The 26436-nt window shown below is 62.5% G+C and carries 23 protein-coding genes; 9 read left to right on the top strand and 14 right to left on the bottom strand.

The features are described from left to right. Positions 1–5: 5 nt before the first annotated feature. Both ACQZ2L_RS18765 and ACQZ2L_RS18760 read right to left on the bottom strand, forming a co-directional pair. Positions 6–434: a DNA polymerase III subunit chi gene (locus tag ACQZ2L_RS18765; protein ID WP_430327340.1), complete on the bottom strand. Its 429-nt coding sequence runs from the start codon at positions 432–434 to the stop codon at positions 6–8. Between the two features lie 47 nt (positions 435–481). Further along, positions 482–1972: a leucyl aminopeptidase gene (locus ACQZ2L_RS18760; protein WP_430327339.1), complete on the bottom strand. Its 1491-nt coding sequence runs from the start codon at positions 1970–1972 to the stop codon at positions 482–484. A gap of 299 nt (positions 1973–2271) precedes the next feature. On the opposite strand from ACQZ2L_RS18760, the gene lptF reads away from it, so the two are divergent. Together lptF and lptG are read left to right on the top strand one after the other, a co-directional pair. Then, positions 2272–3393, top strand: a complete 1122-nt coding sequence (gene lptF, locus ACQZ2L_RS18755) for an LPS export ABC transporter permease LptF (RefSeq protein WP_430327338.1) — start codon at positions 2272–2274, stop codon at positions 3391–3393. Continuing rightward, positions 3380–4441, top strand: coding sequence for an LPS export ABC transporter permease LptG (lptG, locus tag ACQZ2L_RS18750; RefSeq protein ID WP_101316912.1), 1062 nt, complete (start codon positions 3380–3382; stop codon positions 4439–4441). Before lptF ends, lptG begins: the two co-directional genes overlap by 14 nt. A 604-nt stretch (positions 4442–5045) precedes the next feature. On the opposite strand, the gene ACQZ2L_RS18745 is transcribed toward lptG, so the two are convergent. The 7 genes from ACQZ2L_RS18745 to ACQZ2L_RS18715 form a co-directional block, all read right to left on the bottom strand. Next, on the bottom strand, positions 5046–5534 hold the full coding sequence (locus ACQZ2L_RS18745; RefSeq protein WP_430327337.1) for an RDD family protein: 489 nt from the start codon (positions 5532–5534) through the stop codon (positions 5046–5048). Positions 5535–5628: 94 nt separating this feature from the next. Then, positions 5629–5841: a cold-shock protein gene (locus tag ACQZ2L_RS18740; protein ID WP_101316916.1), complete on the bottom strand. Its 213-nt coding sequence runs from the start codon at positions 5839–5841 to the stop codon at positions 5629–5631. A 337-nt stretch (positions 5842–6178) separates the two neighbouring features. Further along, positions 6179–7303: a glycine cleavage system aminomethyltransferase GcvT gene (gcvT, locus tag ACQZ2L_RS18735; RefSeq protein ID WP_430327336.1), complete on the bottom strand. Its 1125-nt coding sequence runs from the start codon at positions 7301–7303 to the stop codon at positions 6179–6181. Between the two features lie 26 nt (positions 7304–7329). Beyond that, positions 7330–8706, bottom strand: coding sequence for an L-serine ammonia-lyase (locus tag ACQZ2L_RS18730; protein ID WP_430327335.1), 1377 nt, complete (start codon positions 8704–8706; stop codon positions 7330–7332). Between the two features lie 69 nt (positions 8707–8775). After that, the gene (gene gcvP / locus ACQZ2L_RS18725; RefSeq protein ID WP_430327334.1) at positions 8776–11631 is read right to left on the bottom strand and encodes an aminomethyl-transferring glycine dehydrogenase; all 2856 of its coding nucleotides are present in this window, start codon (positions 11629–11631) and stop codon (positions 8776–8778) included. Between the two features lie 9 nt (positions 11632–11640). Next, positions 11641–12024, bottom strand: a complete 384-nt coding sequence (gene gcvH, locus ACQZ2L_RS18720; RefSeq protein WP_430327333.1) for a glycine cleavage system protein GcvH — start codon at positions 12022–12024, stop codon at positions 11641–11643. 558 nt (positions 12025–12582) lie between these two features. Then, positions 12583–13926: an OprD family porin gene (locus ACQZ2L_RS18715; protein WP_430327332.1), complete on the bottom strand. Its 1344-nt coding sequence runs from the start codon at positions 13924–13926 to the stop codon at positions 12583–12585. 349 nt (positions 13927–14275) lie between these two features. Between ACQZ2L_RS18715 and ACQZ2L_RS18710 the strand changes: the two genes are divergently transcribed. From ACQZ2L_RS18710 to ACQZ2L_RS18700, 3 genes are all read left to right on the top strand, one after another. Further along, positions 14276–15547, top strand: a complete 1272-nt coding sequence (locus ACQZ2L_RS18710; protein ID WP_430327331.1) for a TolC family protein — start codon at positions 14276–14278, stop codon at positions 15545–15547. A gap of 68 nt (positions 15548–15615) precedes the next feature. Beyond that, complete coding sequence (locus ACQZ2L_RS18705; RefSeq protein WP_430327330.1) at positions 15616–16875, top strand: efflux RND transporter periplasmic adaptor subunit; 1260 nt, start codon at positions 15616–15618, stop codon at positions 16873–16875. A 24-nt stretch (positions 16876–16899) separates the two neighbouring features. After that, a complete protein-coding gene (locus ACQZ2L_RS18700; protein WP_430327329.1) occupies positions 16900–20049 on the top strand; it encodes an efflux RND transporter permease subunit in 3150 nt (1049 codons plus the stop codon). A 198-nt stretch (positions 20050–20247) separates the two neighbouring features. Here ACQZ2L_RS18700 and ACQZ2L_RS18695 read toward each other — a convergent pair whose 3' ends face one another. Beyond that, a complete protein-coding gene (locus tag ACQZ2L_RS18695) occupies positions 20248–20457 on the bottom strand; it encodes a hypothetical protein (RefSeq protein WP_430327328.1) in 210 nt (69 codons plus the stop codon). 328 nt (positions 20458–20785) lie between these two features. On the opposite strand from ACQZ2L_RS18695, the gene ACQZ2L_RS18690 reads away from it, so the two are divergent. The 4 genes from ACQZ2L_RS18690 to ACQZ2L_RS18675 are packed head-to-tail and all read left to right on the top strand — an operon-like array spanning position 20786 to position 22373. Continuing rightward, positions 20786–21667: a manganese catalase family protein gene (locus ACQZ2L_RS18690; RefSeq protein ID WP_181109068.1), complete on the top strand. Its 882-nt coding sequence runs from the start codon at positions 20786–20788 to the stop codon at positions 21665–21667. A 13-nt stretch (positions 21668–21680) separates the two neighbouring features. Further along, positions 21681–21908 (top strand): hypothetical protein, encoded by a 228-nt coding sequence (locus ACQZ2L_RS18685; protein ID WP_430327327.1) that lies wholly within the window; start codon positions 21681–21683, stop codon positions 21906–21908. Positions 21909–21962: 54 nt separating this feature from the next. Next, a complete protein-coding gene (locus tag ACQZ2L_RS18680; protein ID WP_430327326.1) occupies positions 21963–22199 on the top strand; it encodes a PLD nuclease N-terminal domain-containing protein in 237 nt (78 codons plus the stop codon). 9 nt (positions 22200–22208) lie between these two features. Next, positions 22209–22373 (top strand): hypothetical protein, encoded by a 165-nt coding sequence (locus ACQZ2L_RS18675; protein WP_430327325.1) that lies wholly within the window; start codon positions 22209–22211, stop codon positions 22371–22373. Positions 22374–22428: 55 nt separating this feature from the next. Here ACQZ2L_RS18675 and ACQZ2L_RS18670 read toward each other — a convergent pair whose 3' ends face one another. From ACQZ2L_RS18670 to arcC, 4 genes are all read right to left on the bottom strand, one after another. Next, entirely contained in the window at positions 22429–23286 is an 858-nt protein-coding gene (locus tag ACQZ2L_RS18670) for an SDR family oxidoreductase (protein ID WP_430327324.1), read from the bottom strand. A gap of 100 nt (positions 23287–23386) precedes the next feature. Next, entirely contained in the window at positions 23387–24895 is a 1509-nt protein-coding gene (locus ACQZ2L_RS18665; RefSeq protein ID WP_430327323.1) for a sigma-54-dependent transcriptional regulator, read from the bottom strand. Positions 24896–25004: 109 nt separating this feature from the next. Continuing rightward, positions 25005–25373, bottom strand: coding sequence for a DUF5064 family protein (locus ACQZ2L_RS18660; RefSeq protein WP_430327322.1), 369 nt, complete (start codon positions 25371–25373; stop codon positions 25005–25007). Between the two features lie 56 nt (positions 25374–25429). Continuing rightward, on the bottom strand, positions 25430–26359 hold the full coding sequence (gene arcC / locus ACQZ2L_RS18655) for a carbamate kinase (protein WP_430327321.1): 930 nt from the start codon (positions 26357–26359) through the stop codon (positions 25430–25432). Positions 26360–26436 lie beyond the last annotated feature (77 nt).

The following is a 26436-nucleotide window of genomic DNA, read 5'->3' as shown; positions in this document are numbered from 1 at the left end:
CGTCGTTAAAGTCGCTGTAGGCGGTGATTGTGCAGAGCATAGCCCTGTTCCCGGTAGAAACGGAACCGTTCTCGAGCCGCCTCGCGAATCGCTGGCGCCTCGACGACGATTTCCGCTACACGCTGGAAGTTGCCGACGAAGCCTGGCACTTCGCCGCCAAGGTTGATCAGCAGGTCGGCATGGCTGCCGACATCGTTGCCCAGGCCCAGTACCACCACGGCGTTGGCATCGACCTCGGCCAGATCGTGGGGCACAAAGGCTTCGCCCTTGAACTGCCACAGGCGTTGATCGAGCTGAGCGCGCTGGTCGGCATCCTCGCAATGCAGGTACACCTGATGGCCCAGCCGCCAGGCTTTCTCGCACAGTTTGCAGGCAAAATCCAACCGCGCGTCGAGGGCGTCGGTGGGCAGCACATAGAAGTCTACTTGGCTCATGAGTCAGTCCGTTGGCGGCAGCCCCTGAGGGCTGCCGCCGTGCCCGGTCAGGCGTTGGCGCGGTCGAGCAGATACTGGGTCAGCATCGGCACTGGGCGGCCAGTGGCGCCCTTGTCCTTGCCGCCGCTGATCCAGGCGGTGCCGGCGATGTCCAGGTGGGCCCAGTTGTAGGCCTTGGCAAAGCGCGACAGGAAGCACGCAGCAGTGATAGTGCCGGCCTTTGGCCCGCCGATGTTGGCGATGTCGGCGAACGGGCTGTCGAGCTGCTCCTGATACTCATCGAACAGTGGCAGCTGCCAGGCGCGGTCGTCGGCGCGCTTGCCGGCGTCGAGCAACTGGCCGAGCAGTTCGTCGTTGTTGCCGAGCATGCCGGTGGTGTGGCTGCCCAGGGCGACGATGCAGGCGCCGGTGAGGGTGGCGATGTCGATCACCGCCTGCGGCTTGAAGCGCTCGGCGTAGGTCAAAGCGTCACACAGCACCAGACGGCCTTCGGCGTCGGTGTTGAGGATTTCGACGGTTTGCCCGCTCATGGTGGTGACGATGTCGCCCGGACGAGTAGCGTTGCCGCTAGGCATGTTCTCGGCACAGGCAAGGATGCACACCAGGTTGATCGGCAGCTTCAGTTCAAGCACGGCGCGCAGGGTGCCGAACACGCTGGCGGCGCCGCACATGTCGTACTTCATTTCATCCATGCCGGCGCCCGGCTTGAGGCTGATGCCGCCGGTGTCGAAGGTGATGCCTTTACCGACCAGCACGTAGGGCTTTTCGCTTTTTTTGCCGCCCTGGTACTGCATGACGATCAAGCGTGGCGGCTGCTCGCTGCCCTGGCCGACCGCATAAAAGGCACCCATGCCCAGTTCTTTGATCTTTTTCTCGTCGAACACTTCGACCTTGAGGCCCTTGTGCGCTTTGCCCAGCTCCTTGGCCTGCTCAGCCAGGAACACCGGGTGGCACAGGTTAGGCGGCAGGTTGCCGAGGTCGCGGGTGAAGGCCATGCCGCTGGCAATCGCGGTGGCGTGCTGCACGGCGCGTTCGACTTCGGCCAGGCCCGCCTTGTCGGCCAGCAGGGTGATTTTCTTCAGCGCGCGCGGCTCGGCTTTCTGGCTCTTGAAACGGTCGAACACGTATTCGCCATCGAGCAGGCTTTCAGCCAGCAGGCGGTATTTGCCGTAATGACCTTCGCGACCAGTGATGGCGATATCGTCCAGCGCGAGCACCGCGTCGCTGCCACCGAGGTTTTTCAGGACACCGGCGACGGCGCTGACCAGTTTGCGCCAGCTGCGATCGCCAAGGTCATCCTTGCCGCTGCCGACCAGCAGCACGCGCTCGGCCTTCAAGCCGGCTACACCGTGCAGGAGCAGGGTCTGGCCCGGCTTGCCGGCCAGGTCGCCGCGCTTGAGTACGGCACTGATGGCGCCGTTGCTGGCTTCGTCGACAGCCTTGGCGATTTCACCGAGCTTGCGGCCTTCGCCAACGGCCAGTACCAAAGTGGCGGTTTTCACCGATGCAGCAGCTACGCTCTTTACAACCAGTTCCATGTACGGGTCCCCGAATGGTCAGTCAGATAGCGCATGGGCTTTGGTCAGCCCTGGATACGCTCGATGCGAGCCTGGCCGCGTACTCGCGTGCCAGCAGGAAAGCTGCCAGTTTGAGCCTCGCGCAAGCGTGCTGACAACCCCGATCTTGGCCATGTTGCGCGGCCAAGTGACAGGCGAGGGCAATCACAGGATAATGCGCGCACTTTACATGGAGGTTCGCCCCTGGCGAACCGGCATTGGTCTTGGCTGTCTGAAGCCATTGTTTGGCGTCCGCCCCTGACAACCCAGGAGTGTCTGGTTTGATCGTCTTTCGTTATTTGTCCCGCGAGGTCCTGCTGACCTTGAGCGCCGTCAGCGCTGTGCTGCTGGTGATCATCATGAGCGGGCGTTTCATCAAATACCTGGCGCAGGCCGCACAGGGGGTTCTTGACCCGAGCGTACTGTTCCTGATCATGGGCTTCCGGCTGCCGGGTTTCCTGCAGTTGATCCTGCCATTGGGGCTGTTCCTGGGGATCTTGCTGGCTTATGGCCGGCTGTACCTGGAAAGCGAAATGACCGTCCTGTCTGCCACCGGCATGAGCCAGCAGCGTCTGCTCGCCATGACCCTGGCGCCGGCTGCGCTGGTGGCGCTGCTGGTAGCCTGGCTGAGCCTGAGCCTGGCCCCACAGGGCGTCGCGCAGGTGCAGCAGATCATCTCGCAGCAGGATGCCCTGACCGAGTTCGATACTTTGGTGCCTGGGCGTTTCCAGACCTTGCGTGACGGCTCGCGGGTGACCTACACCGAGCAGCTGTCGGACGACCGCGTCAATCTCAATGGCGTGTTCATCTCCGAGAAACGCTTCAACCAGGACAAGACCAAGGACCGCGCACCTTCGGTGCTGGTGGCTGAAAAGGGCCACCAGGAAGTTCAGGCCGACGGCAACCGCTATCTGGTGCTGGAAAACGGCTATCGCTACGACGGTAACCCCGGCCAGGCCAATTACCGTGTGATCAAGTACGACACCTATGGCGTCTTGCTGCCCAAGCCTGAAGTCAGCGAAGAAATCACCGAGCGCGAGGCCATCCCGACTTTCGAGCTGTTCGGCCAGACGGGCCTGCGGGAGCGCGCCGAGCTGCAATGGCGCTTGTCGCTGCCGCTGCTGGTATTCATCGTGACCTTGATGGCGGTGCCGCTATCGCGGGTCAACCCACGCCAGGGGCGCTTCCTCAAGCTGTTGCCGGCGATTCTTCTCTACATGGCTTACCTGACAATGCTGATTTCCGTACGCGGCGCCCTCGAGAAGGGCAAGCTGCCAATCGCCCTGGGCATGTGGTGGGTGCACGGCTTGTTCCTGCTCATCGGCCTTGGCCTGATGTACTGGGAACCGATGCGCCTGAAACAGGCTGCACGGCGCGCGGAGGTGACCCGTGGCCAAGCTTGATCGTTATATCGGCATGAGCGTGCTGGTGGCCATTCTGGCGGTCCTGGGCATCATTCTCGGGCTGGCTTCGCTGTTTGCCTTCATCGATGAGATGGGTGACCTGAGCGACACCTACAGCGTGCTCGACGCCAGTTACTTCGTGTTGCTGACCGCGCCACGGCGGCTGTACGAGATGCTGCCGATGGCGGCCTTGATCGGCTGCCTGATCGGTCTTGGTAGCCTGGCCAGCAGCAGCGAGCTGACCATCATGCGTGCGGCGGGGGTGTCCATCGGGCGCATCGTCTGGGCGGTGATGAAGCCGATGCTGGTCCTGATGCTGGTTGGCCTGTTGATCGGCGAGTACATCGCGCCGGTTACTGAAAACAAGGGCCAGGCCGAGCGTTCGCTGGCTCAGGGTGGCGGTGAGGCGCAGAGCTCCAAGCGCGGTATGTGGCACCGGCAGGGTGATGAGTACGTGCACATCAACTCGGTGCAGCCCAATGGCTTGTTGCTGGGTGTGACCCGTTATCGCTTCGATGCCGAGCGCAAGATCATTACCTCGAGTTTTGCTCGTCGTGCTACTTACAGCACTGATCATTGGCAGCTGAATGACGTCACTACCACGCATTTCCGCGGCGATCACACTGAGGTGATCAAGGCGCCGGAAGAGCGTTGGGATGTGTCGGTTACGCCGGAGCTGCTCAATACCGTGGTGTTGGCGCCTGAGTCGTTGTCGATTACCGGGTTGTGGGATTACATCCATTACCTGGCTGATCAGGGGCTGAACAATGCGCGGTACTGGTTGGCGTTCTGGGGCAAGGTGCTGCAACCGGTGGTTACGGCGGCGCTGGTGTTGATGGCGATCTCGTTTATCTTTGGGCCGTTGCGCTCGGTGACCTTGGGGCAGCGGGTGTTTACCGGTGTGCTGGTTGGGTTCACCTTCAAGATTGCCCAGGATTTGCTGGGGCCTTCCAGTCAGGTGTTTGGCTTCCCGCCGTTGTTGGCGGTGCTGTTGCCGGCGGGGATTTGTGCGTTGGCTGGGGTTTGGTTGCTGCGTCGGGCGGGGTGACCGCTCGCTCCTTGCACTATCGACATGCGCGATCCCCGTAGGAGCGGCCTTGCGTCGCGAAAGGGTCGCGCAGCGGCCCCGGCGATCTCAGGCTTGTTCACAATTGCTGTGGGCTTATCCGTTTCCGATGGTGGTTATACGGGCCCCTTTCGCCCTTACGGCGAGTTACTTTTTTGGCAAACGCCCCAAAAAGTAACCAAAAAAGGGCTTGGCTCCACATCCGGCCCCTTCGCTGCGCTGCGGGGTTCCCTCGCTCCGGTCTTGCTCCCGGGAGGACCGCGCTGTACGGGCCTCCTGGCCCGCAGCGCTTGCCGGCCATCCATGGCCGTCACCTCCCTTCGCAAGACCTGCGCTCGGCCTCCTGAGTCGCCGGTGGATCAAGATCAAGAGCACGCCTCGCTGCGCTGGCGCAGAGCGGGATTGGTGTGGTTGCCTGATTTTTGTTTGGCTTGTGATTGCCGGGGCTGCTGCGCAGCCCTTTCGCGACACAAGGCCGCTCCTACGGTAGACCGCGTGTTATCGACAAACGCGGTTCCTGTAGGAGCGGCCTTGTGTCGCGAATGGGTCGCATAGCGACCCCAAAATCTTTAATTCCCCACAAAAATCACTTCTTCTTCTTCGGCACCCGCACCAATTCTGTCTGCGAATAGATGTCGTGCCAGCCGCGTTTGCGTTTGTCGAACAGTGCCCAGACGAAGCCCAGGCCCAGGCACAGCCAAGACGCAATCGACACCACAAAACGCAACAGCGCCTGCCACAGGCTGATGGCGCTGCCGTCGGGGTTTTGCACTCGTACGCCCCATACTTGCATGCCCAGGGTCTGGCCGCCGTGGGTCCAGAATTTGGCGAAGAAGCCGAACAGCGCGAACAGCAATACCGTCGACAGCAGCGGGTCGCCGTCCAGCGCGCCGGCATCGGTGAGGGTGCGCATGCGGTCCTGGCCGATGATCGACATCTGGATCAGCTTGTACGCCCCGGCGGTGACGATCAGCAGTGCGGTGCACAGCAGGAAGTCATAGAACATCGCCGCCAGTCGGCGCCCGAGGCCGGCGGGTGGGAATTCACCTTGGGGGTGCAGGGTGTGCTTGGGCATGCAGACAACTCGTCAGGGCAAAAACGCATTCTATGAAATTGCAGGCATAAAAAAGCCCCCGCAGGTCAATGCGGGGGCTTTTTTATATCGGTTGTCAGGCGATTACTTGCACTTCATCAGCCTGCAGGCCTTTTTGACCCTGAGTTGCCACGAAGCTGACCTTCTGGCCTTCTTTCAGGGTCTTGAAGCCGTCGCCCTGGATTGCACGAAAGTGCACGAACAAGTCCGCGCCGCTTTCCGGGGTGATGAAGCCGTAGCCTTTTTCATCGTTGAACCATTTGACGGTACCGTTCTGACGCTGAGCCATTGTCTTGTTTCCCATGAATCTTCTAGAGGGTGATAGCCGCGCACTGCTGCTGCAGGCAGTCGGCAAAACATTACGCTGTAGTGCAGGAAACCAAGCGTCGTCGAACGGGTTGTAGCGGACCGCGGCTACTGGCCCAAGTCACGATCAATTGCGACCCATGCAAACACAGTGGGCTGAATGTACGCCAACTTTTGCGACCGTGACAAGCCCCCGCAAATGACTCATTCAGACGGTCGTCAGCACGCTGTTTAATGGCGCTCCAGATACCATGGCGCCTGGGCTGGCGCCATTTTAAAAAAGTTATCGAACAGGTTCGAAATCGAATAAGCAGGCAGGCTCAGCCGCGGTAGTAACGTGGCGCAACGAAAGGCATCTTGCTGACTTTCAACGGCACGTTCTTGCCTCGGACTACCGCATTCAGCGCAGTGTCCAGTGCGGTATGGGCGAGGTCGACGTAACCCATCGCAAGCGGTGCTCCCAGGGTCGGACCGAAGCCGCCGCTGCAGACCTTTCCCACTACCTTGCCGGATGCATCGACGATCTCCGCACCTTCCCGCACCGGGGTCCGTTCCTGCGGCAGCAAACCGACTCGCTTGCGCGCCACGCCCTGTTGCTGCTGGGCGAAGATCTGCTCGGCGCCAGGGAAGCCACCGGCACGTTCGCCGTCGGCGCGGCGCACTTTGGAGATGGCCCAGAGCAGGCTGGCCTCGATCGGAGTGGTCGCGCTGTCCATGTCATGCCCGTACAGGCACAGGCCGGCTTCCAGACGCAGCGAGTCGCGTGCGCCAAGGCCGATGGCCTGCACTTCAGGCTCTTGCAGCAGGCGCCGGGCCAGCAGCTCTGCGCCTTCGGCCGGTACCGAAATCTCGTAACCATCTTCGCCGGTGTAACCCGAGCGGCTGACATAGCAGTCCATGCCGAGCAACTTGACTGCACGGAACTGCATGAAGGTCATGCTCGCCACCTCTGGCGCCAGGCGCGCCAGCACCGTTACCGCGGCCGGGCCTTGCAGGGCGAGCAGGGCACGTTCGGTAAACAGCGGCTGGATCTCGCACTGGCCTTCGAGGTGTTGGCGCAAGTGCGCTAGGTCCTGCTCCTTGCAGGCAGCATTGACCACCAGCAACAACTCATCGTTGCCCAGGTTGGCCACCATCAGGTCATCCAGGATGCCGCCAGCGTCGTTGGTGAACATCGCATAGCGCTGCATGCCGACCGGCAGGTCGATGATGTCGACGGGTACCAGGGTTTCCAGCGCCTGCGCCGCAGCGCTGCCGCTGAGGCGGATCTGGCCCATGTGCGAGACATCGAACAAACCGGCCTGGGCGCGAGTGTGCTGGTGTTCCTTGAGCACGCCGAGCGGGTACTGCACCGGCATGTCATAACCGGCAAACGGCACCATGCGAGCACCCAGTTCCAGGTGCAGCGCGTGCAGCGGGGTCTTGTGCAGCAGTACTTCGGACATCGGTGACTCCTTGAGAGTGGTTCAGATCAACATTCGATGATGTTGACGGCCAGACCGCCGCGGGCGGTCTCCTTGTATTTGCTTTTCATGTCGGCGCCGGTCTGGCGCATGGTGCGGATCACCTTGTCGAGCGAGACGAAGTGCTGGCCATCGCCGCGCAAGGCCATGCGCACGGCATTGATTGCCTTGACCGAACCCATCGCGTTGCGCTCGATGCACGGCACCTGGACCAGCCCGCCAATCGGGTCGCAGGTCAGCCCGAGGTTGTGCTCCATGCCGATTTCGGCGGCGTTCTCGACTTGCTGGGCAGTGCCGCCCATGACCTCGCACAGCGCCCCGGCAGCCATCGAACAGGCCACCCCGACCTCGCCCTGGCAGCCGACTTCGGCGCCGGAAATCGAGGCGTTTTCCTTGTACAGAATGCCGATCGCTGCAGCGGTCAGCAGGAATCGCACCACGCCGTCCTCGTTGGCACCGGGCACAAAGCGCATGTAGTAGTGCAGCACTGCCGGGATGATCCCGGCGGCGCCGTTGGTGGGCGCTGTGACCACGCGCCCTCCGTTGGCGTTTTCTTCGTTGACCGCCAGTGCGTAAAGGTTGACCCAGTCGAGTACCGACAAGGCATCACGCAGGCTGGCTTCCGGGTGCTGGCTGAGCTGGCGGTACAGCGCCGGCGCGCGGCGTTTGACTTTGAGCCCACCAGGCAGGATGCCCTCGTGCTGGCAGCCGGCAGTGACGCAATCCTGCATGACCTGCCAGATCCGCAGCAGGCCGTCACGGGTGTCCTGTTCGGGCCGCCAGGCCGCTTCGTTGGCCAGCATCACCTGGCTGAACGAAAGCTGCTGCGCGCTGCAATGGGCGAGCAGCTGTTTGCCGGTGGTGAACGGGTAGGCCAGCACCGTGCGGTCTTCGACGATGCGGTCGTGCCCGGCCGCTTCTTCATCGACCACGAAGCCCCCGCCGACCGAGTAATACTCGCGGCTGCGCAACTGCAAACCGGCCTGGTCGAAGGCGCGAAAGATCATGCCATTGGGGTGATAGTCGAGCGGCTTGCGGATCATCGCCAGGTGCTGCTTTTCGTTGAAGGCGATTTCCTGCTCACCGAGCAGGCACAGCCGGCCACTGCTGCGAATAGCCTGCAGGCGCGGGGCGATGGTGTCGGTATCGACGCTGTCGGGCTGGGCGCCTTCAAGGCCGAGCAGCACCGCCTTGTCGCTGCCGTGGCCCTTGCCAGTGGCACCGAGTGAGCCATACAGCTCGGCCTTGACGCTCGCCGTCTGGCTCAGCAGGCCGTCGCGGCGCAGGCCTTCGGCGAAGCGCGCGGCCGCGCGCATCGGCCCAACCGTATGCGAGCTGGAGGGGCCGATACCAATCTTGAACAGGTCGAACACGCTCAGGGACATGGATTGCTCCTCGGCACAGGCCTGGCTATCGGCTGCGCCCGCCTCCAGTGGAGGCGGGCGAGGCGGCTATCAGACGTCCTGATAGCTCTCGATCGACGGGCAGGCGCAGATCAGGTTGCGATCACCAAACACGTTGTCGACCCGACCCACTGGTGGCCAGTACTTGGCTTCTACCAGGCTTGGCAGCGGGTACACCGCCTGCTCGCGGCTGTAGCCGTGGGCCCATTCACCGACCAGCTCGGCGGCGGTGTGCGGGGCGTTCTTCAGCGGGTTGTCGTCCTTGTCCAGGTAGCCGTTTTCGACGGCGCGGATCTCTTCGCGAATCTTGATCATGGCATCGCAGAAGCGGTCCAGTTCTTCGCGCGATTCACTCTCGGTCGGCTCGATCATCAACGTGCCGGCCACCGGGAACGACATGGTCGGGGCGTGGAAGCCGTAGTCGATCAGGCGCTTGGCCACGTCATCGACGCTGATGCCGCTGCTGTCCTTGAGCGGGCGCAGGTCAAGAATGCATTCGTGTGCCACCAGGCCATTGCTGCCGGTGTACAGCACAGGATAGTGCTCTTCCAGGCGGCGGGCGATGTAGTTGGCGTTGAGGATGGCCATCTGCGAGGCGCGGGTCAGGCCAGCGCCACCCATCATGCGGATGTACATCCAGGTGATCGGCAGGATGCTGGCGCTGCCGAACGGCGCGGCGCAGACCGCACCGGTGGTGTTTTCCAGCGCGGCGTGGCCGGGCAGGAACGGCGCCAGGTGCGACTTGACGCCGATCGGGCCGACGCCCGGGCCGCCACCGCCATGGGGGATGCAGAAGGTCTTGTGCAGGTTCAGGTGCGAGACGTCGCCGCCGAACTTGCCCGGCGCGCACAGGCCGACCATGGCGTTCATGTTGGCGCCGTCGATGTACACCTGGCCGCCGTTGTCATGGATGATCGCGCAGATCTCGCCGATGGCTTCCTCGAACACGCCATGGGTGGACGGGTAGGTGATCATGATCGCCGCCAACTGCTCGCGGTGCTCGACGGCCTTGGCGCGCAGGTCGGCGATGTCGACGTTGCCGCGCGCATCGCAGGCGGTCACTACCACACGCATACCGGCCATGTGTGCGGTAGCCGGGTTGGTGCCGTGCGCGGACGACGGGATCAAGCAGATATTGCGGTGCGCGTCACCACGGCTGCGGTGGTAGGCACGGATCGCCAGCAGCCCGGCATACTCGCCTTGCGAGCCGGCGTTGGGTTGCAGCGACACTGCGTCATAACCGGTGGCCGCGCAGAGCATAGCCTCCAGCTCGTTGGTCATCTGCAGGTAGCCCTGGCTTTGTTCGGCGGGGGCGAATGGGTGCAGATTGCCGAATTCGGCCCAGGTTACCGGGATCATCTCGCTGGCAGCGTTGAGCTTCATGGTGCACGAACCCAGCGGGATCATGCTGCGGTCCAGTGCCAGGTCCTTGTCGGCCAGCTTGCGCAGGTAGCGCATCAGCTCGGTTTCGCTGTGATAGCGGTTGAATACCGGGTGTTCGAGGATCGCCGATTGCCGGCGCAGCGCTGCGGGCAGGCGCGACTCATTGGCCGCAGCCAGGGCGGCGAAGTCAGGCAGCGACTGCTCGCCGGCAAACAGCTGCCAGAGCGCTTCGACGTCAGCCTGGGTACTGGTTTCATCAAGCGACAGTCCCAGGTGCTCGGCGTCGATCTGGCGCAGGTTGATGCGCTGCTCGCGGGCCTTTTGGTGCAGGGCGGCGGTGGTTGCGCCTGTGGCCAGGGTCAGCGTGTCGAAATACGCCTGGGTCTGCAGGGTGACGCCCAGTTGCTGTAGGCCAGCGGCGAGAATAGCGGTCAGCGCGTGAGTACGCTCGGCGATGCGCTTGAGGCCGGCCGGGCCGTGGTAAACGGCATACATCCCGGCGATGTTGGCCAGCAGGACCTGGGCGGTGCAGATGTTGCTGGTGGCCTTCTCGCGGCGGATGTGTTGCTCGCGGGTTTGCATGGCCAGGCGCAGGGCGGTCTTGCCGAAGCGGTCGATCGATACGCCGACCAGACGGCCCGGCATATCGCGTTTGAACGCATCGCGGGTAGCGAAGTAGGCCGCATGCGGGCCGCCGAAGCCCAGCGGCACGCCGAAGCGCTGCGCGCTGCCGATGGCCACGTCGGCCTCGAATTCACCGGGTGGGGTCAACAAGGTCAGTGCCAGCAGGTCAGCGGCCACCGCGACCAGGGCGTTACCGTCGTGCAGGCGCTGGACCAGTTCGCGGTAGTCGAACACATCGCCATTGCTGGCCGGGTATTGCAGCAGCGCGCCGAAGAAGCGGCTGGTGTCATCCAGGCTGCGCTCGTCACCGATCACCACTTCGATGCCCAGCGGCTCGGCACGGGTGCGCAGCACGTCGAGGGTCTGCGGGTGGCAATGCTGCGAGGCGAAGAAACTGTGGCTGGCCTTGTTTTTCGACAGACGCTTGCAGAAGGTCATGGCTTCGGCGGCGGCGGTGGCTTCGTCGAGCAGCGAGGCGTTGGCGATCGGCAGGCCGGTCAGGTCGCTGATCATGGTCTGGAAGTTCAGCAAGGCTTCCAGGCGGCCTTGGGAAATCTCTGGCTGGTACGGCGTGTAGGCGGTGTACCAGGCTGGGTTTTCCAGCAGGTTGCGCAGGATCGGGGCAGGCGTGTGGGTGTTGTAGTAGCCCTGGCCGATCAGGCTCTTGAACAGCTGGTTCTTGCCGGCGATGGCTTTCAGCGCAGCAAGCGCTTCGGCTTCACTCTGACCGTCGCTGCTGCCGAGCACGCTGGTGCCCTTGATGCTGTCGGGGATCACTGCGGCGCTCATGGCGTCGAGGCTGTCAAAACCCAACTTGGCGAGCATGCTCTGCTCGTCAGCGGTGCGCGGGCCGATATGGCGGGCGATGAATTCGTTGGCAGTGCCGAGGTTACTGGTCATGGTCGGTCCTCAAGCGTCAGCATTGGCTTTGATCAGGCGGTCGTAGGCATCCTGGTCAAGCAGTTTAGCCACGGCGTCGGCATCGGCCGGCTGGAAGCGGAAAAACCAGCCTTGGCCCAATGGGTCTTCGTTGACCAGCTCTGGGTTGTCAGCCAGTTGCTGATTGACCTCGAGTACCTCACCGGTCAGCGGCATATACACACCACTGGCGGCTTTCACTGATTCCACGGTGGAGGCTTCGGCGCCTTGTTCGTAGTGCTGCAGCTCAGGTAGCTGCACGTACACCACGTCACCCAAGGCGTTCTGGGCAAAGGCGGTGATGCCTACGGTGACGCTGCCGTCGGCTTCGCTGCGCAGCCATTCGTGATCTTCAGTGAAACGCAATTCGCTCATGGGGATTCCTCAAGGAAACAGGGCGTTGGCGCGGTCGTCCGCGCTCTTGGGTTGAGGATTGGTTAGCAATAACGTTGCCATTTATTAAATATTCAATAAATTCAATTACTTATGTTTATTTCGCAACAGCGAGTGATAAAAAGTGTAATGATTTCGATACAGGTGATGTGGTGTAGAAATGCTCAGGTGTATCAAACCCTTGGATAGGGAGTGCTTTCGCGGTCCGTAATGAATTCGATACGGTGTAATGAAATCGATACGTGCGCATCCGGAGAGGGGCCGCTGTGCTGCCCTTCGCGGGCAAGCCCGCTCCCACAGGAACAGCATGGGATCAGACCATGCGCCAGCCCTGTGGGAGCGGGCTTGCCCGCGAAGGGTCGCAACGCGGCCCCAAAATCACCTGCGGTTGGGCGAGATTAGTGGCAGATACAGTCCGGTGTTTATAGGTAGAGCATGCCTATAAAAAAAGGCGCCCCATCAGGGCGCCAAAAGATCCACCTTTACCAAAGGAGCGCTTGGCTACTCAAGGTGAATGGGTACAACTTGCAGTGCTGCTGATTACAGGATCGACAACGGGTATTCGACGATCAGGCGAACTTCATCCAGGTCCGATTCAAACGCAGTAGCGCGGGTGTTGGCCTGGCGCACGCGCACTGACAAGTCCTTGGCCGGGCCGGCCTGCACCACGTACTTGACCTCGATGTTGCGCTCCCAGCGTTTCTGCTCGGTGAGCGGGTCGCCGTTGGCGTCGGTGCGCAGGTAGAGGCGGTTGGCGTTGCTGTAATCGGCGCCGCTGCCACGGGCATAGCGGGTCATGAACGACAGCCCGGGGATCCCATAGCTGGCCATGTCCAGGTCGTAGCGCAGCATCCATGAGCGCTCTTTCGGCGAGTTGAAATCGCTGTACTGGATCGAGTTGTCGACAAAGATCGAATCCGACTGGCGCAGGTAATCGAAATCGTCGTCGCCATTGTTGCGCTGGTGCGACAGGGCCAACGTATGCGCGCCAAATTGAACGCCTACTTTGGCGCTCCAGATGTTGTTGTTGAATTCGCCCAGGCGCTGTTTGCCTTGATCGACCGCCTTGTAGTAATTGGCGCCGCCGATCAACGCCAATTGATCGCTCAGTGGATAACTCAGGCTGATACCGGTGTAGTACTGATTCCACACATCTTTCAACTGGCTGGCATAGGCGCTGACGCTGATGTTGTCGTTGACCTGGTAATCACCGCCGCCGTATCCGATCCACGGTGAGTCCACTGCGCCGCCGTAGAACGTGACGAAGCTGTCATTGAGGTCGCTGGAGACCGGCTGGCTCATTGCATGCAGGCGGCCACCTTGCACGGTCAGGCCGTCGATGCTGGTGTTCTCGACGGTAACGCCGCGAAAACTCTCTGGCAGCAGCCGCGAGTCGCCGGCAGCCACCACGGGCGTCGACGGGAATACGTCACCGACCCTGACCGTGGTGTCGAACAGGCGCACCTTGGCCGCAGCGCCGAGTTTGCTGTACTCATCGCGGGCCTCGCCATTGCTGGCGACGGGCAGTATGTCGAAAGAGCTACGGCCGCCGTTGCGCCCGTCGCCGGTGTCGAGTTTCAGCCCGAGCATGGCGAAGGCGTCGATACCGAAGCCGACCGTACCTTGGGTGAAGCCGGAACTGAAACGGCTGATGATCGCGTGGGCCCAGGCCTCGGAGTAACCGTTGGTGTTGCCCTTGCCGCTGTTGTAAGTGGGTGCTGCCGCGCTGCGGTCATCCCGATTGAAATAGAAGTTGCGGTTGAGCACGGTCAGGCTACTGCCTTCGATAAAGCCTTCGGCTTGGTCCGCAGCGTTAGCCGAAACTGCGTAAGTTGCCGATAACTCGGAACTTGCCGCTACACACAGCGCTAGTTTGACATTCATCCAGAGCTCCCCTGATACGGCAGTTTTTTATTAGTGTGCCAAAGGCTGTTTTTATGAAATCTGCCTCGGCGGCGCAGGGATGTTTGCGCTGGAGATATCGTTGCAGTCAGAAGATAACGGCAGGGTAATCCGATCATTACAATTTGGTCATTTGCTTGTTGCCCGACCCAGTCAATGGGACGCGCCGGAAAGTCACGCCGCATTTACTACCTTGCAAAATTGTAATGTTGCCGCCACCGCGCTGATAGCTGTCGCTCATTAGCGTGCCTGCACTTGATTCAACAGGGCTTGGCAGCGGCCGCAGGGTGCTTGCCAGGTTTCAGTGAAATGTGTGCAGAGGACCCTCACCGTGCCCCGGTTCAACCGTTCCACCTCAATCAGCAGGCCAGCCTGGGCGTGCCGGCTGCTTGCTGTCTGCGCGCTGCTCGGCGCCGGCCTGCCCGCGCCGGCGGTGGCCCAAGGCCTGAGTTTGACCCAGGTCCTGGCCCAGGCCATGGCCGCCAACCCGCAGCTGGCGGCTGCCCGCCAGGAAATCGGGATCGCCCAAGGTGCGCGGGACCAGGCTGGGGTCATGCCCAACCCGGAGCTGTCGTACGAGGTGGAAGACACTGACCGCAACAGCAGCACGACCACCGTCACGCTCAGCCAGGCGCTGGAGCTGGGTGGCAAGCGCAGTGCGCGCATCGAAGCTGCCAGCTACGGCCAGAACGTCGCCCAGCTGGAGCTGGCCCGCCAGGTCAACAGCCTGCGCGCCGATGTCGTGCAGGCATTTCATGCCGCGCTGCGCGCGCAGGTCGGGGTCGATCTGGCGCGCCAGTCGCAGCAGCTCGGCGAGCGCGGCCTGCGGGTTGTCGATGGCCGGGTGCGAGCGGGCAAGTCGTCGCCGGTCGAGGCGACCCGCGCGCAGGTCGAGTTGGCCGAAGCGCGCCTGCAGCTGCGCCGTGCCGAAACCGAACAAGCCATGGCTTACCAGAACCTGGCCCTGATCAGCGGCAGCGCCATTGGCGATGTTCAGCGGCTGGATGCGCCAAGCCTGTCGCCTGGCTTGCCGCCAGCCTCCGCCGACCTGCTGGCGCGGCTCGAGCAGACCGCCGAGATGCGCCACGCGCTTGCCGTAATCGACCAGAGCGATGCCGCGCTTGGCTCGGAAAAGGCCCTGCGCGTGCCAAACCTCACCGTCAGTGTCGGCAGCCAATACGACCGCGCCGTGCGCGAGCGGGTCAACGTGGTCGGCCTATCGATGCCGTTGCCGCTGTTTGATCGCAACCAGGGCAACGTGCTCTCGGCGGCGCGCCGCGCCGATCAGGCGCGCGACCAACGCAACGCGGTCGAGCAGCGGCTGCGCAGTGAAACCCAGACCGCGCTGCTGCAATGGAGCCGCGCGATGCACGAGGTCGAGACCTACGAGCAGACCATTCTGCCAGCAGCCCAGCAGGCGCTGGACAGCGCCACCCGCGGTTTCGAGATGGGCAAGTTCGGCTTTATCGAAGTGCTCGACGCCCAGCGCACCTTGATCACCGCACGCGGCCAGTACCTCGACTCGCTGGGCGCCGCCAGTGCTGCCCGCGCGCAAGTGGAACGGGTCTACGGCGACCTTGATGGTGCCGTTGCCGCGCGTTGAGCGGCCAGACGCTTTATTCGGTAACTGGCGGCTGAGCCCGTCATTGCCCACGATCAGCAGGAGTAGCAATGAACAACACACGCAAGATCGCCCTCGCGGTTGCCGCCATGGCTGCGCTCGGCCTGGGCAGCCTGCTCTGGAGCTCGAATGCCGAGCAGCACGCCGGTGCCCATGGCGAGGATGACGGTCATGGCCATGCCGAGACGCAGGCGACGCCAGCGAAAAACTCAGGCGAGGAGGACCACGATCACCAGGAGGGCGCTGAAGACGACCACGCCGAAGCAGGCCATGGAGAAGAGGAGGGCAAGCTGACCCTCAGTGCCGAGCAGATCAAGGCGGCAGGTATCGTCCTCGCCCCAGCAGGGCCACGCCAGCTCGGCACCGTGGTGAGCTTCCCGGGTGAAATCCGCTTCGACGAAGACCGCACCGCGCACGTGGTGCCGCGCGTGCCAGGCGTGGTCGAGAGCGTGCAGGCCAACCTCGGCCAGGCGGTGCGCAAGGGCCAGGTGCTGGCGGTGATCGCCAGCCAGCAGATCTCCGACCTGCGCAGCGAGCAACAGGCCGCCCAGCGCCGACTGGAGCTTGCCCGGCTGATCTTCACCCGCGAGCAGCAGTTGTGGCAGGACAAGATTTCAGCCGAGCAGGACTACCTGCAGGCGCGCCAGGCGCTGCAAGAGGCCGAGATTGCCCAGGCCAATGCCCGCCAGAAAATCGCCGCAATCGGCTCTGCCATCGGCGCCGCCGGCGGCAACCGCTATGAACTGCGAGCCCCGTTCGATGCAGTGGTGGTGGAGAAACACCTGAGCGTCGGCGAAGTGGTCAGCGAGGCCACCAACGCGTTCATCCTGTCGGACCTCAGCCAGGTCTGGGCGACGTTTGCGGTGCCGCCCAGTGACTTGAACAAGGTCACCACCGGCCGCGCGGTCAAGGTGTCCTCGCCAGACATGAATGCCGAAGTCGACGGCAAGATCGGCTACGTCGGCAGCCTGCTCGGCGAGCAGAACCGCGCGGCAACCGTGCGCGTCACCCTGACCAACCCCGAGGGTGCCTGGCGCCCGGGCCTGTTCGTGAATATCGCGGTCACGGCGCAGTCTGCCCAGGTCGCCGTGGCCGTGCCGGAGTCTGCCGTGCAAACCCTCGAAGCACAGCCTGCGGTGTTCGTGCGCAGCGCCGACGGCTTCGAGGCGCACCCGGTCAGCCTTGGTCGGCGTGACGGCGGCTATGTGGAAATAACCACGGGCCTGCGAGCCGGTGTCGAGGTCGCTGCCAGTGGCAGTTTCACGCTCAAGTCGGAGCTGGGCAAGGCCACTGCCGAGCACAGCCACTGATGCGCCGCGAAAGGAAGGTTGCCCATGTTTGAACGTCTTATCAGATTCGCCATCGAGCAGCGCATCGTGGTCATGATCGCAGTGCTGATCATGGCTGCGGTCGGGGTCTACAGCTACCAGAAGCTGCCCATCGATGCGGTCCCGGATATCACCAACGTCCAGGTCCAGATCAACACCGCCGCACCCGGTTATTCACCGCTGGAAACCGAGCAGCGCATCACCTTTGCCGTGGAAACGGCCATGGCCGGTCTGCCGGGGCTGCTGCAGACCCGCTCGCTGTCGCGCTCGGGCCTGTCGCAGGTCACGGTGATTTTCAAGGACGGCACCGACATCTTCTTCGCCCGGCAGTTGGTCAACGAGCGCCTGCAGGTGGCCAAGGCGCAATTGCCGCAAGGCGTCGAGGCGATCATGGGGCCGGTATCGACGGGGCTTGGCGAGATCTTCCTGTGGACCGTCGAAACCGAGCCAGGCGCGTTGAAGGAAGACGGCACGCCCTACACCCCGACCGACCTGCGGGTGATCCAGGACTGGATCATCAAGCCGCAGTTGCGCAACGTGCCCGGTGTTGCCGAAATCAACACCATTGGTGGCTACGCCAAGCAGTACCAGATTGCGCCCGATCCCAAGCGCCTGGCTGCCTACAAGCTGACCCTGAACGACTTGCTGACTGCCCTGGAAAGCAACAACGGCAACGTTGGCGCCGGTTACATCGAGCGCAGTGGCGAGCAATTGCTGATCCGCGCGCCTGGCCAGGTGGGCACAGTCGATGACATCGCCAACATCATCATCAGCAGCGTTGGCGGCGCGCCGATCCGCGTCAGCAACGTCGCCGAAGTCAGCATCGGCAAGGAACTGCGCTCCGGCGCTGCGACCGAGAATGGCCGTGAGGTGGTGCTTGGCACCGTGTTCATGCTGATCAACGAGAACAGCCGCAGCGTGTCGCAAGCGGTTGCCAGCAAGCTTGCCGAGATCAACCGCACCCTGCCCAAGGGCGTGGTGGCGGTCACCGTCTATGACCGCACCAACCTGGTCGAAAAGGCCATCGCCACGGTCAAGAAGAACCTGATCGAAGGCGCGATCCTGGTCATCGTGATTCTGTTCCTGTTCCTCGGCAATATCCGCGCAGCGCTGATCACGGCGATGGTGATTCCGCTGTCGATGCTGTTCACCTTCACCGGCATGTTCAACAACAAGGTCAGTGCCAACCTGATGAGCCTGGGCGCGCTGGACTTCGGCATCATTGTCGACGGCGCGGTGGTGATCGTGGAAAACGCCATCCGGCGTCTGGCCCATGCCCAGCACAAGCACGGGCGCATGCTGAGCAAGGCCGAGCGTTTCCATGAGGTGTTCGCGGCGGCCCGCGAGGCGCGCCGGCCGTTGATCTTCGGTCAGTTGATCATCATGGTGGTGTACCTGCCGATCTTTGCCCTCACCGGGGTCGAGGGCAAGATGTTCCACCCGATGGCCTTCACCGTGGTGCTGGCGCTGCTCGGCGCGATGATCCTGTCGGTGACGTTCGTGCCTGCCGCAATTGCCATGTTCGTCACCGGCAAGGTCAAGGAAGAAGAAGGCGTGGTCATGCGCACCGCGCGCCAGGGTTACCAGCCGGTGCTGCGCTGGGTGCTGGAGCATCGCCGGTTCGCCTTCGCCGGGGCGTTCATCGTGGTGCTGCTCAGCGGCGTGCTGGCGACGCGCATGGGCAGCGAGTTCATCCCAAGCCTCAGCGAGGGCGACTTGGCCTTGCAGGCCTTGCGCGTGCCCGGCACCAGCCTGACCCAGTCGGTCGACATGCAGCAGCGTCTGGAAAAAGCAATCATCGAGCAGGTCCCGGAGGTGGAACGGATATTTGCCCGTACCGGCACCGCCGAGATCGCCTCCGACCCGATGCCGCCGAACATCTCCGATGCCTACATCATGCTCAAGCCGCAAAGTCAGTGGCCTGACCCGAGCCTGTCGCGGGAGGCATTGATCGCCCAGGTGCAGAAGGCAGCCGCCAGCGTGCCGGGCAGCAACTACGAGCTGTCGCAGCCGATTCAATTGCGCTTCAACGAACTAATCTCCGGTGTGCGCAGTGATGTTGCAGTAAAGGTCTTCGGCGATGACATGGAGGTGCTCAACCGCACTGCGGCCAAGATCGCCACGGCGTTGCAGGGCGTGCCGGGTGCGTCCGAGGTGAAGGTGGAACAAACCACCGGCTTGCCGGTGCTTACCATCAATATCGACCGGGACAAGGCCGCACGTTACGGCCTGAGCATGGGCGCTGTACAGGACGCCATCGCCATCGCGGTAGGTGGCCGTGAGGCTGGCACCTTGTATGAAGGCGACCGCCGGTTCGATATGGTGGTGCGCCTCTCGGAAACCTTGCGCACCGACGTTGCCGGGCTGTCCAGCCTGTTGATCCCGGTGCCGGCAAGCGCCGCCAGCGGCGCCCAGCAGATTGGCTTTATCGCTCTGTCGCAGGTGGCCAGCCTGGACCTGCAGTTGGGGCCCAACCAGATCAGCCGCGAGAACGGCAAGCGACTGGTGGTGGTCAGCGCCAACGTGCGTGGGCGTGACCTTGGCTCGTTCGTCGCGCAGGCCAGCGAGACCCTGGCCAGCTCGGTCGCAATCCCGGCAGGTTACTGGACCACTTGGGGCGGCCAGTTCGAACAGTTGCAGTCGGCGGCCAAGCGCTTGCAGATCGTGGTGCCGGTGGCGTTGCTGCTGGTCATGACCTTGTTGTTCTTGATGTTCAACAACCTCAAGGACGGCTTGCTGGTGTTCACCGGGATTCCCTTTGCCCTTACCGGCGGCGTGGTAGCGCTGTGGTTACGGGATATTCCGCTGTCGATTTCGGCTGGGGTCGGCTTCATTGCCTTGTCCGGGGTCGCGGTGCTCAACGGGCTGGTGATGATCGCGTTCATCCGTGGGCTGCGTGAGGAGGGTCGCAGTGTCAGGCTGGCCGTCGATGAAGGTGCGCTGACCCGGCTGCGACCGGTGTTGATGACGGCCTTGGTGGCGTCGCTCGGCTTCATCCCGATGGCTTTGGCCACCGGCACCGGCGCTGAGGTGCAACGGCCGCTGGCGACCGTGGTGATTGGCGGGATCCTGTCGTCAACGGCGCTGACCTTGCTGGTGTTGCCGGCGCTGTATCACTGGGTGCATTGGCGTGATGATGAGGTAGAGCAGGTTTGAGGTAGTTACCCACAACAAAAAACCCACAACGCATGTTGTGGGTTTTTTTTGTTGGGGATATAGAAGAGCGGGGCCGCTGCGCAGCCCTTTCCGACCGGTCCGGCGCCCGGCAAGGCCGCTCCTACAAATCACGCATCTGTAGGAGCGGCCTTGTGTCGCGAAAGGGCCGCGCAGCGGCCCCGTTATTTCTATGACAACTTACTTACTTTCAGTACGCGACTCTTTCTGCTGTTGCGCAACTTGCTGTTTGTCACCCTGCTGCATCGACTTGCTGTCCCAAAGCCGTGCCTGTTCAGTCCGAAAATCCTGATTGAATTGTTTAACACGCTCATGCCCACCTTCAGCATAGGCGGCACCGCTCATTCCAATCAGCAGGCTGGCCATGGCCATGCACTTCAGCAGTTTCATAATTAACCTCGCTATCGTCAACCTGCCGGGAACGGCGGTTTCTCTCGCCATGCAGATTAACCAGTCGAAGTTAACGCGAGGGTGAGCGGGCCATTACAGTTTAGTTAGGTTGGAAGGCCCGTTAGTACTCCCGGTAATCGGCGCGCTAACGATTAGCGCGGCGTTAGTTGTATTCATTTTTTGAACTTTGATTGCCTGACCATTCGTCTTGCTTTGATAAAAATACGGGCACGATCTTTAACCGGTTTTCTCCCAATAGGTAGATGACGCTGTGCTGCGGTATCGCCCGGCGCCTGATAAAGCCTGACCCAAGCCTGAGGAAAACTTTATGTTCATTCATAACAAACGTCTGCAATACACCGTGCGCGTTGCTCAGCCCAACCCTGGCCTGGCCAACCTCTTGCTGGAACAGTTTGGTGGCGCGCAAGGCGAACTCGCCGCCGCTGGTCGCTACTTCACCCAGGCCTTGGCTGAAGATGATCCAGGCCGCAAGGACCTGCTGCTGGATATCGCCACCGAAGAGTTGAGCCATCTTGAGGTGGTCGGCTCGATCATCGTCATGCTCAACAAAGGCGCCAAGGGCCGCCTGGCCGAAGGCGTGGAAGAAGAAGGCGAGCTGTACCGGGCAATCAATGGCGCCGGCAACGACTCGCATATCACCAGCCTGCTGTACGGCGCCGGTGCACCTCTGACCAACTCTGCCGGTGTGCCGTGGACAGCCGCTTACATCGATACCATCGGCGAACCCACCGCAGATTTCCGTTCCAACATCGCCGCCGAAGCGCGGGCCAAGATTGTCTACGAACGGCTGATGAACGTTACCGATGACCCTGGCGTGAAAGAAGCGCTGGGCTTTTTGATGACGCGCGAAATCGCTCACCAGTTGTCGTTTGAAAAAGCCCTGCATGCGATCCAGCCCAACTTCCCACAAGGCAAGTTGCCGGGCATGCCCGAGTTCACCAACAAGTACTTCAACATGTCCGGTGAGCCCAACGTGCGTGGCCCATGGAACGAGGGCAGTGAATGGGAGTACGTGGAAAGCCCAAGCCCGGCGGTGGACGGTGGTGACGGCAGTGCGTCGGTGTCGTTGTCCGAGGCCGAGTTCGATGTGGTCGAGGCGATGAAGCTGCGCACAGCGTCTGATCCTGCCAGCAACCCGATTACCGGTGCCGACCTGGGTTCGGGGCTGGTGCAGGGTTCGGATAAATAACAGGAGGTGGGTGATGTCCAGCATCAGCAGAAAAGTCAAAACGCAACGCAGCAAAGGCGCGCAGCCATTTCTCGACGATGCCCTGGCCGGGTTCGAGATGGAATCGCGCATGGCCTGCCGGGCAATGCGCGTCAGATTGGCGATGACTGTGTTCGGCGTGGGCAGCTTGCTGCCTAATGACCTGCCGCGCAGTCAGCCGTTGCCAACCGCAGATGTCGCGGTAGGGCAAACCGTCCACTGATACACAACGCACTGAGCGCAATCACTCAATCCATTGCAACGGGAGTCGAAGCTTATGTCCGCTGACCTACTCACGTACTTCTGGATTGCCGTAGCGGCAATCATCCTGCTGCTTGACCTGTGGGCCATCGTCAGTGTGTTTCGCAGCGACAAGACAGACGCCACCAAGATCATGTGGGCGTTGCTGCTGGTAGTCCTGCCGGTAATTGGCCTGGCCATCTGGGGCATTGCCGGGCCACGTGGGATCAAGCGCGGCACGGGCCCGTCATCACCCGATCACAGCAAAGGCTAGGAGGAACGTATGCATAACGCTGGCGACAAGCAGGGCAAGCAACCCATGCCGAGCAAACCTGCCGGGGAGGCCGAGCGCGACAACGATGCGCGCCGACCAGATGGCTCGACGGGCACCAAGCATGACTCAACCGCGCAGAAAACCGCACGGCACGAAACCCGACAGAGCAAGTGAGAAAGAAAAAGCGGCGCGCATCTCTCGGGATGCGCGCCGCTTTTTTTTACAGGGTTTACAGGATGGGCTTGCCGCCGGTTACGCCGTAGCGCGAGCCGGAAATGTAGCTGGCCTCGTCCGAGCCCAGCAGCACATAGATCGGCGCTACTTCGACCGGCTGGCCAGGGCGGCCCATCGGCGTTTGTGTGCCGAATTCGCTGACCTCTTCGGCCGGCATGGTCGCCGGGATCAACGGCGTCCAGATCGGGCCAGGCGCAACGCTGTTGACGCGAATGCCTTTGCTGCCAAGCATTTGCGCCAGGCCTGCAGTGAAGTTGGCAATTGCGCCTTTGGTGGTCGCGTAGGGCAGCAGGGTAGGCTTGGGTGAGTCGGAATTGATCGAGCTGGTGTTGATGATCGAACTGCCCTTGGCCATCGATGGCAGCGCGCGCTGGCAGATACGGAACATGGCCGTGATGTTCACATCGAAGGTCATCACCCACTCGTCATCGGTGATGTCTTCGAGGTTTTCGTGGGACATCTGGAACGCGGCATTGTTGATCAGGATGTCGATGCGGCCGAACTTTTCCACCGTTTTGTCGACGATTTCGTAGCAGACCGCCTTGTGCGCCAGATCGCCCGGCAACAGCAGGCACTGGCGGCCGGCCTGTTCGACCCAGCGGGCGGTTTCCTGGGCGTCTTCGTGTTCGTTCAGATAAGCGATGGCAACATCGGCACCTTCACGGGCATAGGCAATCGCCACGGCGCGGCCGATGCCGCTGTCACCGCCGGTGATCAGGGCGACTTTGCCCTGCAGGCGGCCACTGCCTTTGTAGCTGTGCTCGCCGCAATCGGGAACGGGTTGCATCTTCTGCTGCTCGCCGGGGACGTCCTGCGGTTGTGCCGGGAACGTCGGCGTTGGGTAATCGCGCATGGTCAGTACTCCTGTTGAGATTGAAGACTCCTGATATTGGAAGGAGCTCATCCGCAGGAGTTGGAGTGCATGCGCGATCAACGCGACCAATGGTCGAACGCTAAGGTTTGGCTGAAATCCCGTACTTGCGCAGGCGCTGGGCAATCGCGGTGTGCGAGGTGTTCAGGCGTGCCGCCAGTTGCCGGGTCGAGGGGTAGCTGGGGTACAGGCGCTGCAGCAGCTCGCGCTCGAAGTCGCCGACTGCCTGCTCAAGGCTGGCCACCTCGGTTTCCTGGCCGCGGCGCACGGCAGTGCCAGCGATGTCCAGGTCGCCAATGTCGACCAGGTCGCTGTCGCAGATGGCCGCAGCGCGGAAGATCACGTTCTGCAGCTGGCGCACGTTGCCCGGCCACGGATTGGCCAGTAATGCCGCGTGGGTGCCTGGGGCGAGCTGGCAGGTCGGGCGCTGGATCTGTGTGCAGGCCTGCTGCATGAAGTAGTGCGCCAGCAGCAGAATGTCCTGTCCGCGCTCGCGCAGCGGCGGCACTTGCAGGTTGAGCACGTTGAGGCGGTAGAACAGGTCCTCGCGAAAGCTGCCCTCGCTGACCATGCGTTCGAGGTCGCGGTGGGTTGCGCTGATGATGCGCACATCGACCTTGACCTCGCGATCGCCACCGACCCGGCGAAAGCTGCCGTCGTTGAGAAAGCGCAGCAGCTTGGCCTGCAGGTACGGCGACATCTCGCCGATCTCGTCGAGAAACACCGTGCCCTGGTTGGCCAGCTCCATCAGCCCGGGTTTGCCACCGCGTTGCGCGCCGGTGAACGCACCCGGGGCGTAGCCGAACAGTTCGCTCTCGGCCAGGCTCTCGGGCAACGCGGCGCAGTTCAGGGCCAGAAACGGCGCGCCCTGGCGGCTGCTCAGGGCATGGCTGGCGCGGGCCACCAGCTCCTTGCCGGTGCCGGTTTCGCCATGCACCAGCAATGGCGCATCCAGCGCCGCCACGCGCAGGGCACGGGCCTTGAGGGTGCGAATGGCCGGTGAGTCACCGAGCAGCGCGTCGAAGCCTTCGGCGTGATCATGGTGCAGCGCCGACAAGCGCTCACCCATACGCTTGGGCGGGTACAGCGTCAGCAGGCCACCGGCATGGGTGATTGGCGTGGCATCCAGCAGCAGGCTGTGGCCGTCGAACTGCATCTCGCGCATCGGCAGGTGGAAGTTGTTGTCCAGCAGCGCCTGCAGCAGGGCCGGGTCCTTGAACAGCTCACCGACCGAGCGCCCAGCCGACTCGCGCCCGCACAGGGCGATCAGCGCCGGGTTGGCCAGCAGCACCTTGCCGGCGCTGTCGACGGCCAGTACCGGGTCGCTCATGGCCGCCAGCAGGGCATCCAGCTGCAGGTGGCGGCGCTGGCCGGGGAGGATGTCGACCACTTCCACCGACTGCACGCCGTGCACTTCCAGCAGGGCATCGTGCAGTTCTTCGAGCACGGCCGGGCTTAAGGTCGGGGCGTCTATGTAGACGTTGGGCGGGACCATCTCCACGGCGTCCAGGTTGAGATGGCGGGCACCGAGCAGGGCCAGGACTTCCTGGGTGATGCCGACGCGGTCGATGAAGCTGACGTGAATGCGCATGGGGAGCGTATAAGGCTGTGGCCGCAGAGGCGCTCAGTATGCCGCGCCCGCTTCAGGCTTCAAGCCTTGTGCATCAACAAAACTGCCTGCGATGCTGTTGCCGCAAGGGCTATTCCAGATGCTCCGGCTTGACGCAGTCGCCGGATTTGACTGCGAGCTTCTCGCGAATGTCTTCGAACATCAGGTCATAGATCTTGTGTGACGAGCCCATGCTCTCGAACTTCTTCGGCGCTGGCATGTAGCTTTGCGCCTTGCGCGTGGCGATGCTGAGAAAGCTCGGCAGGACCTGATCCTTGGCCAGAAAGAACGTTTCCTCGACCGGCTTGCCTTCGATGTTGCCGTGCATACGAAACTGGATGCCGGCGCCGTCCCTGGGGTCCGTGGCCACTTCGTAGTTGATGTTGAGGTCGTAGCTGTGGTCCTGGTTGTTCAGCGCCATGCGCTCGATATGCACGTGACCTGGCTCGAACTTGGCCATGATAGCTCCTCGCAAAGGTGTGAAAACGGCGGGCGACCGGCACCCGCCAACTGCATTCAACGGTAGCTTATTCCAGGCTCGGCGGTGGATACCCGGGTGCCGGCGCTGCCTTTGACGATTTCTTCGATGTCCGCCAGCGAGCCAATCACCGCGACCTTGCCGGTGTTGCGGGCGAAGTCGCAGGCAGCCTGCACCTTGGGTCCCATCGAGCCTGCGGCAAAGCCAAGCCGCTCCAGTTCATCCGGGTGAGCCTGGGCAATCGCCTTCTGCGTGGGCTTGTTGAAGTCGACATAGGCGGCATTGACGTCGGTGGCGATGACCAGCAGATCAGCGTCCAGCTGTTCAGCCAGCAGGGCCGAACACAGGTCCTTGTCGATCACCGCTTCGATGCCTTTGAGCTTGCGGTTTTCATCGTACATGGTGGGGATGCCGCCGCCACCGGCGCAGATCACGATGCTGCTTTTTTCCAGTAGCCATTTGATCGGGCGGATTTCGAAGATGCGCTTGGGTTTGGGGCTAGCGACCACCCGGCGGTATTTGTCGCCGTCAGCCTTGACCACCCAGCCCTTGTCCTTGGCCAGGCGCTCGGCGTCTTCCTTGCTGTAGACCGGGCCGATGAATTTGGTCGGGTCCTTGAAGGCCGGGTCGTTGGCGTCGACTTCGACCTGGGTGAGCAGGGTGGCGAACGGCACCTCGAAGTCGAGCAGGTTGCCCAGCTCCTGCTCGATCATGTAGCCGATCATGCCTTCGGTTTCAGCGCCGAGCACGTCCAGCGGGTAGGCTTCGTCCGGCTTGTAGGCCTGGGCCTGCAGCGACAGCAAACCTACCTGCGGGCCGTTGCCGTGGGCGATGACCAGTTCATTGCCAGGGTGGATCTTGGCGATCTGTTCGGTGGCGGTGCGGATGTTGCTTCGCTGATTGTCAGCGGTCAGAGGCTCGCCACGGCGGAGCAGGGCGTTGCCGCCCAGTGCAACAACGATACGCATGGTGAAGTGTCCTTTGGCAGAGGGGAGCAGGCGGTGTGGCCGCTGCGGGCGCTAGTGCCCGCAGCGGCTAAGAGCCC

The sequence above is a fragment of the Pseudomonas shirazensis genome, from assembly GCF_050496565.1.
In the GTDB taxonomy this organism is placed as follows: domain Bacteria; phylum Pseudomonadota; class Gammaproteobacteria; order Pseudomonadales; family Pseudomonadaceae; genus Aquipseudomonas; species Aquipseudomonas shirazensis_A.
This window is presented reverse-complemented; position numbering and strand designations above follow the sequence as displayed.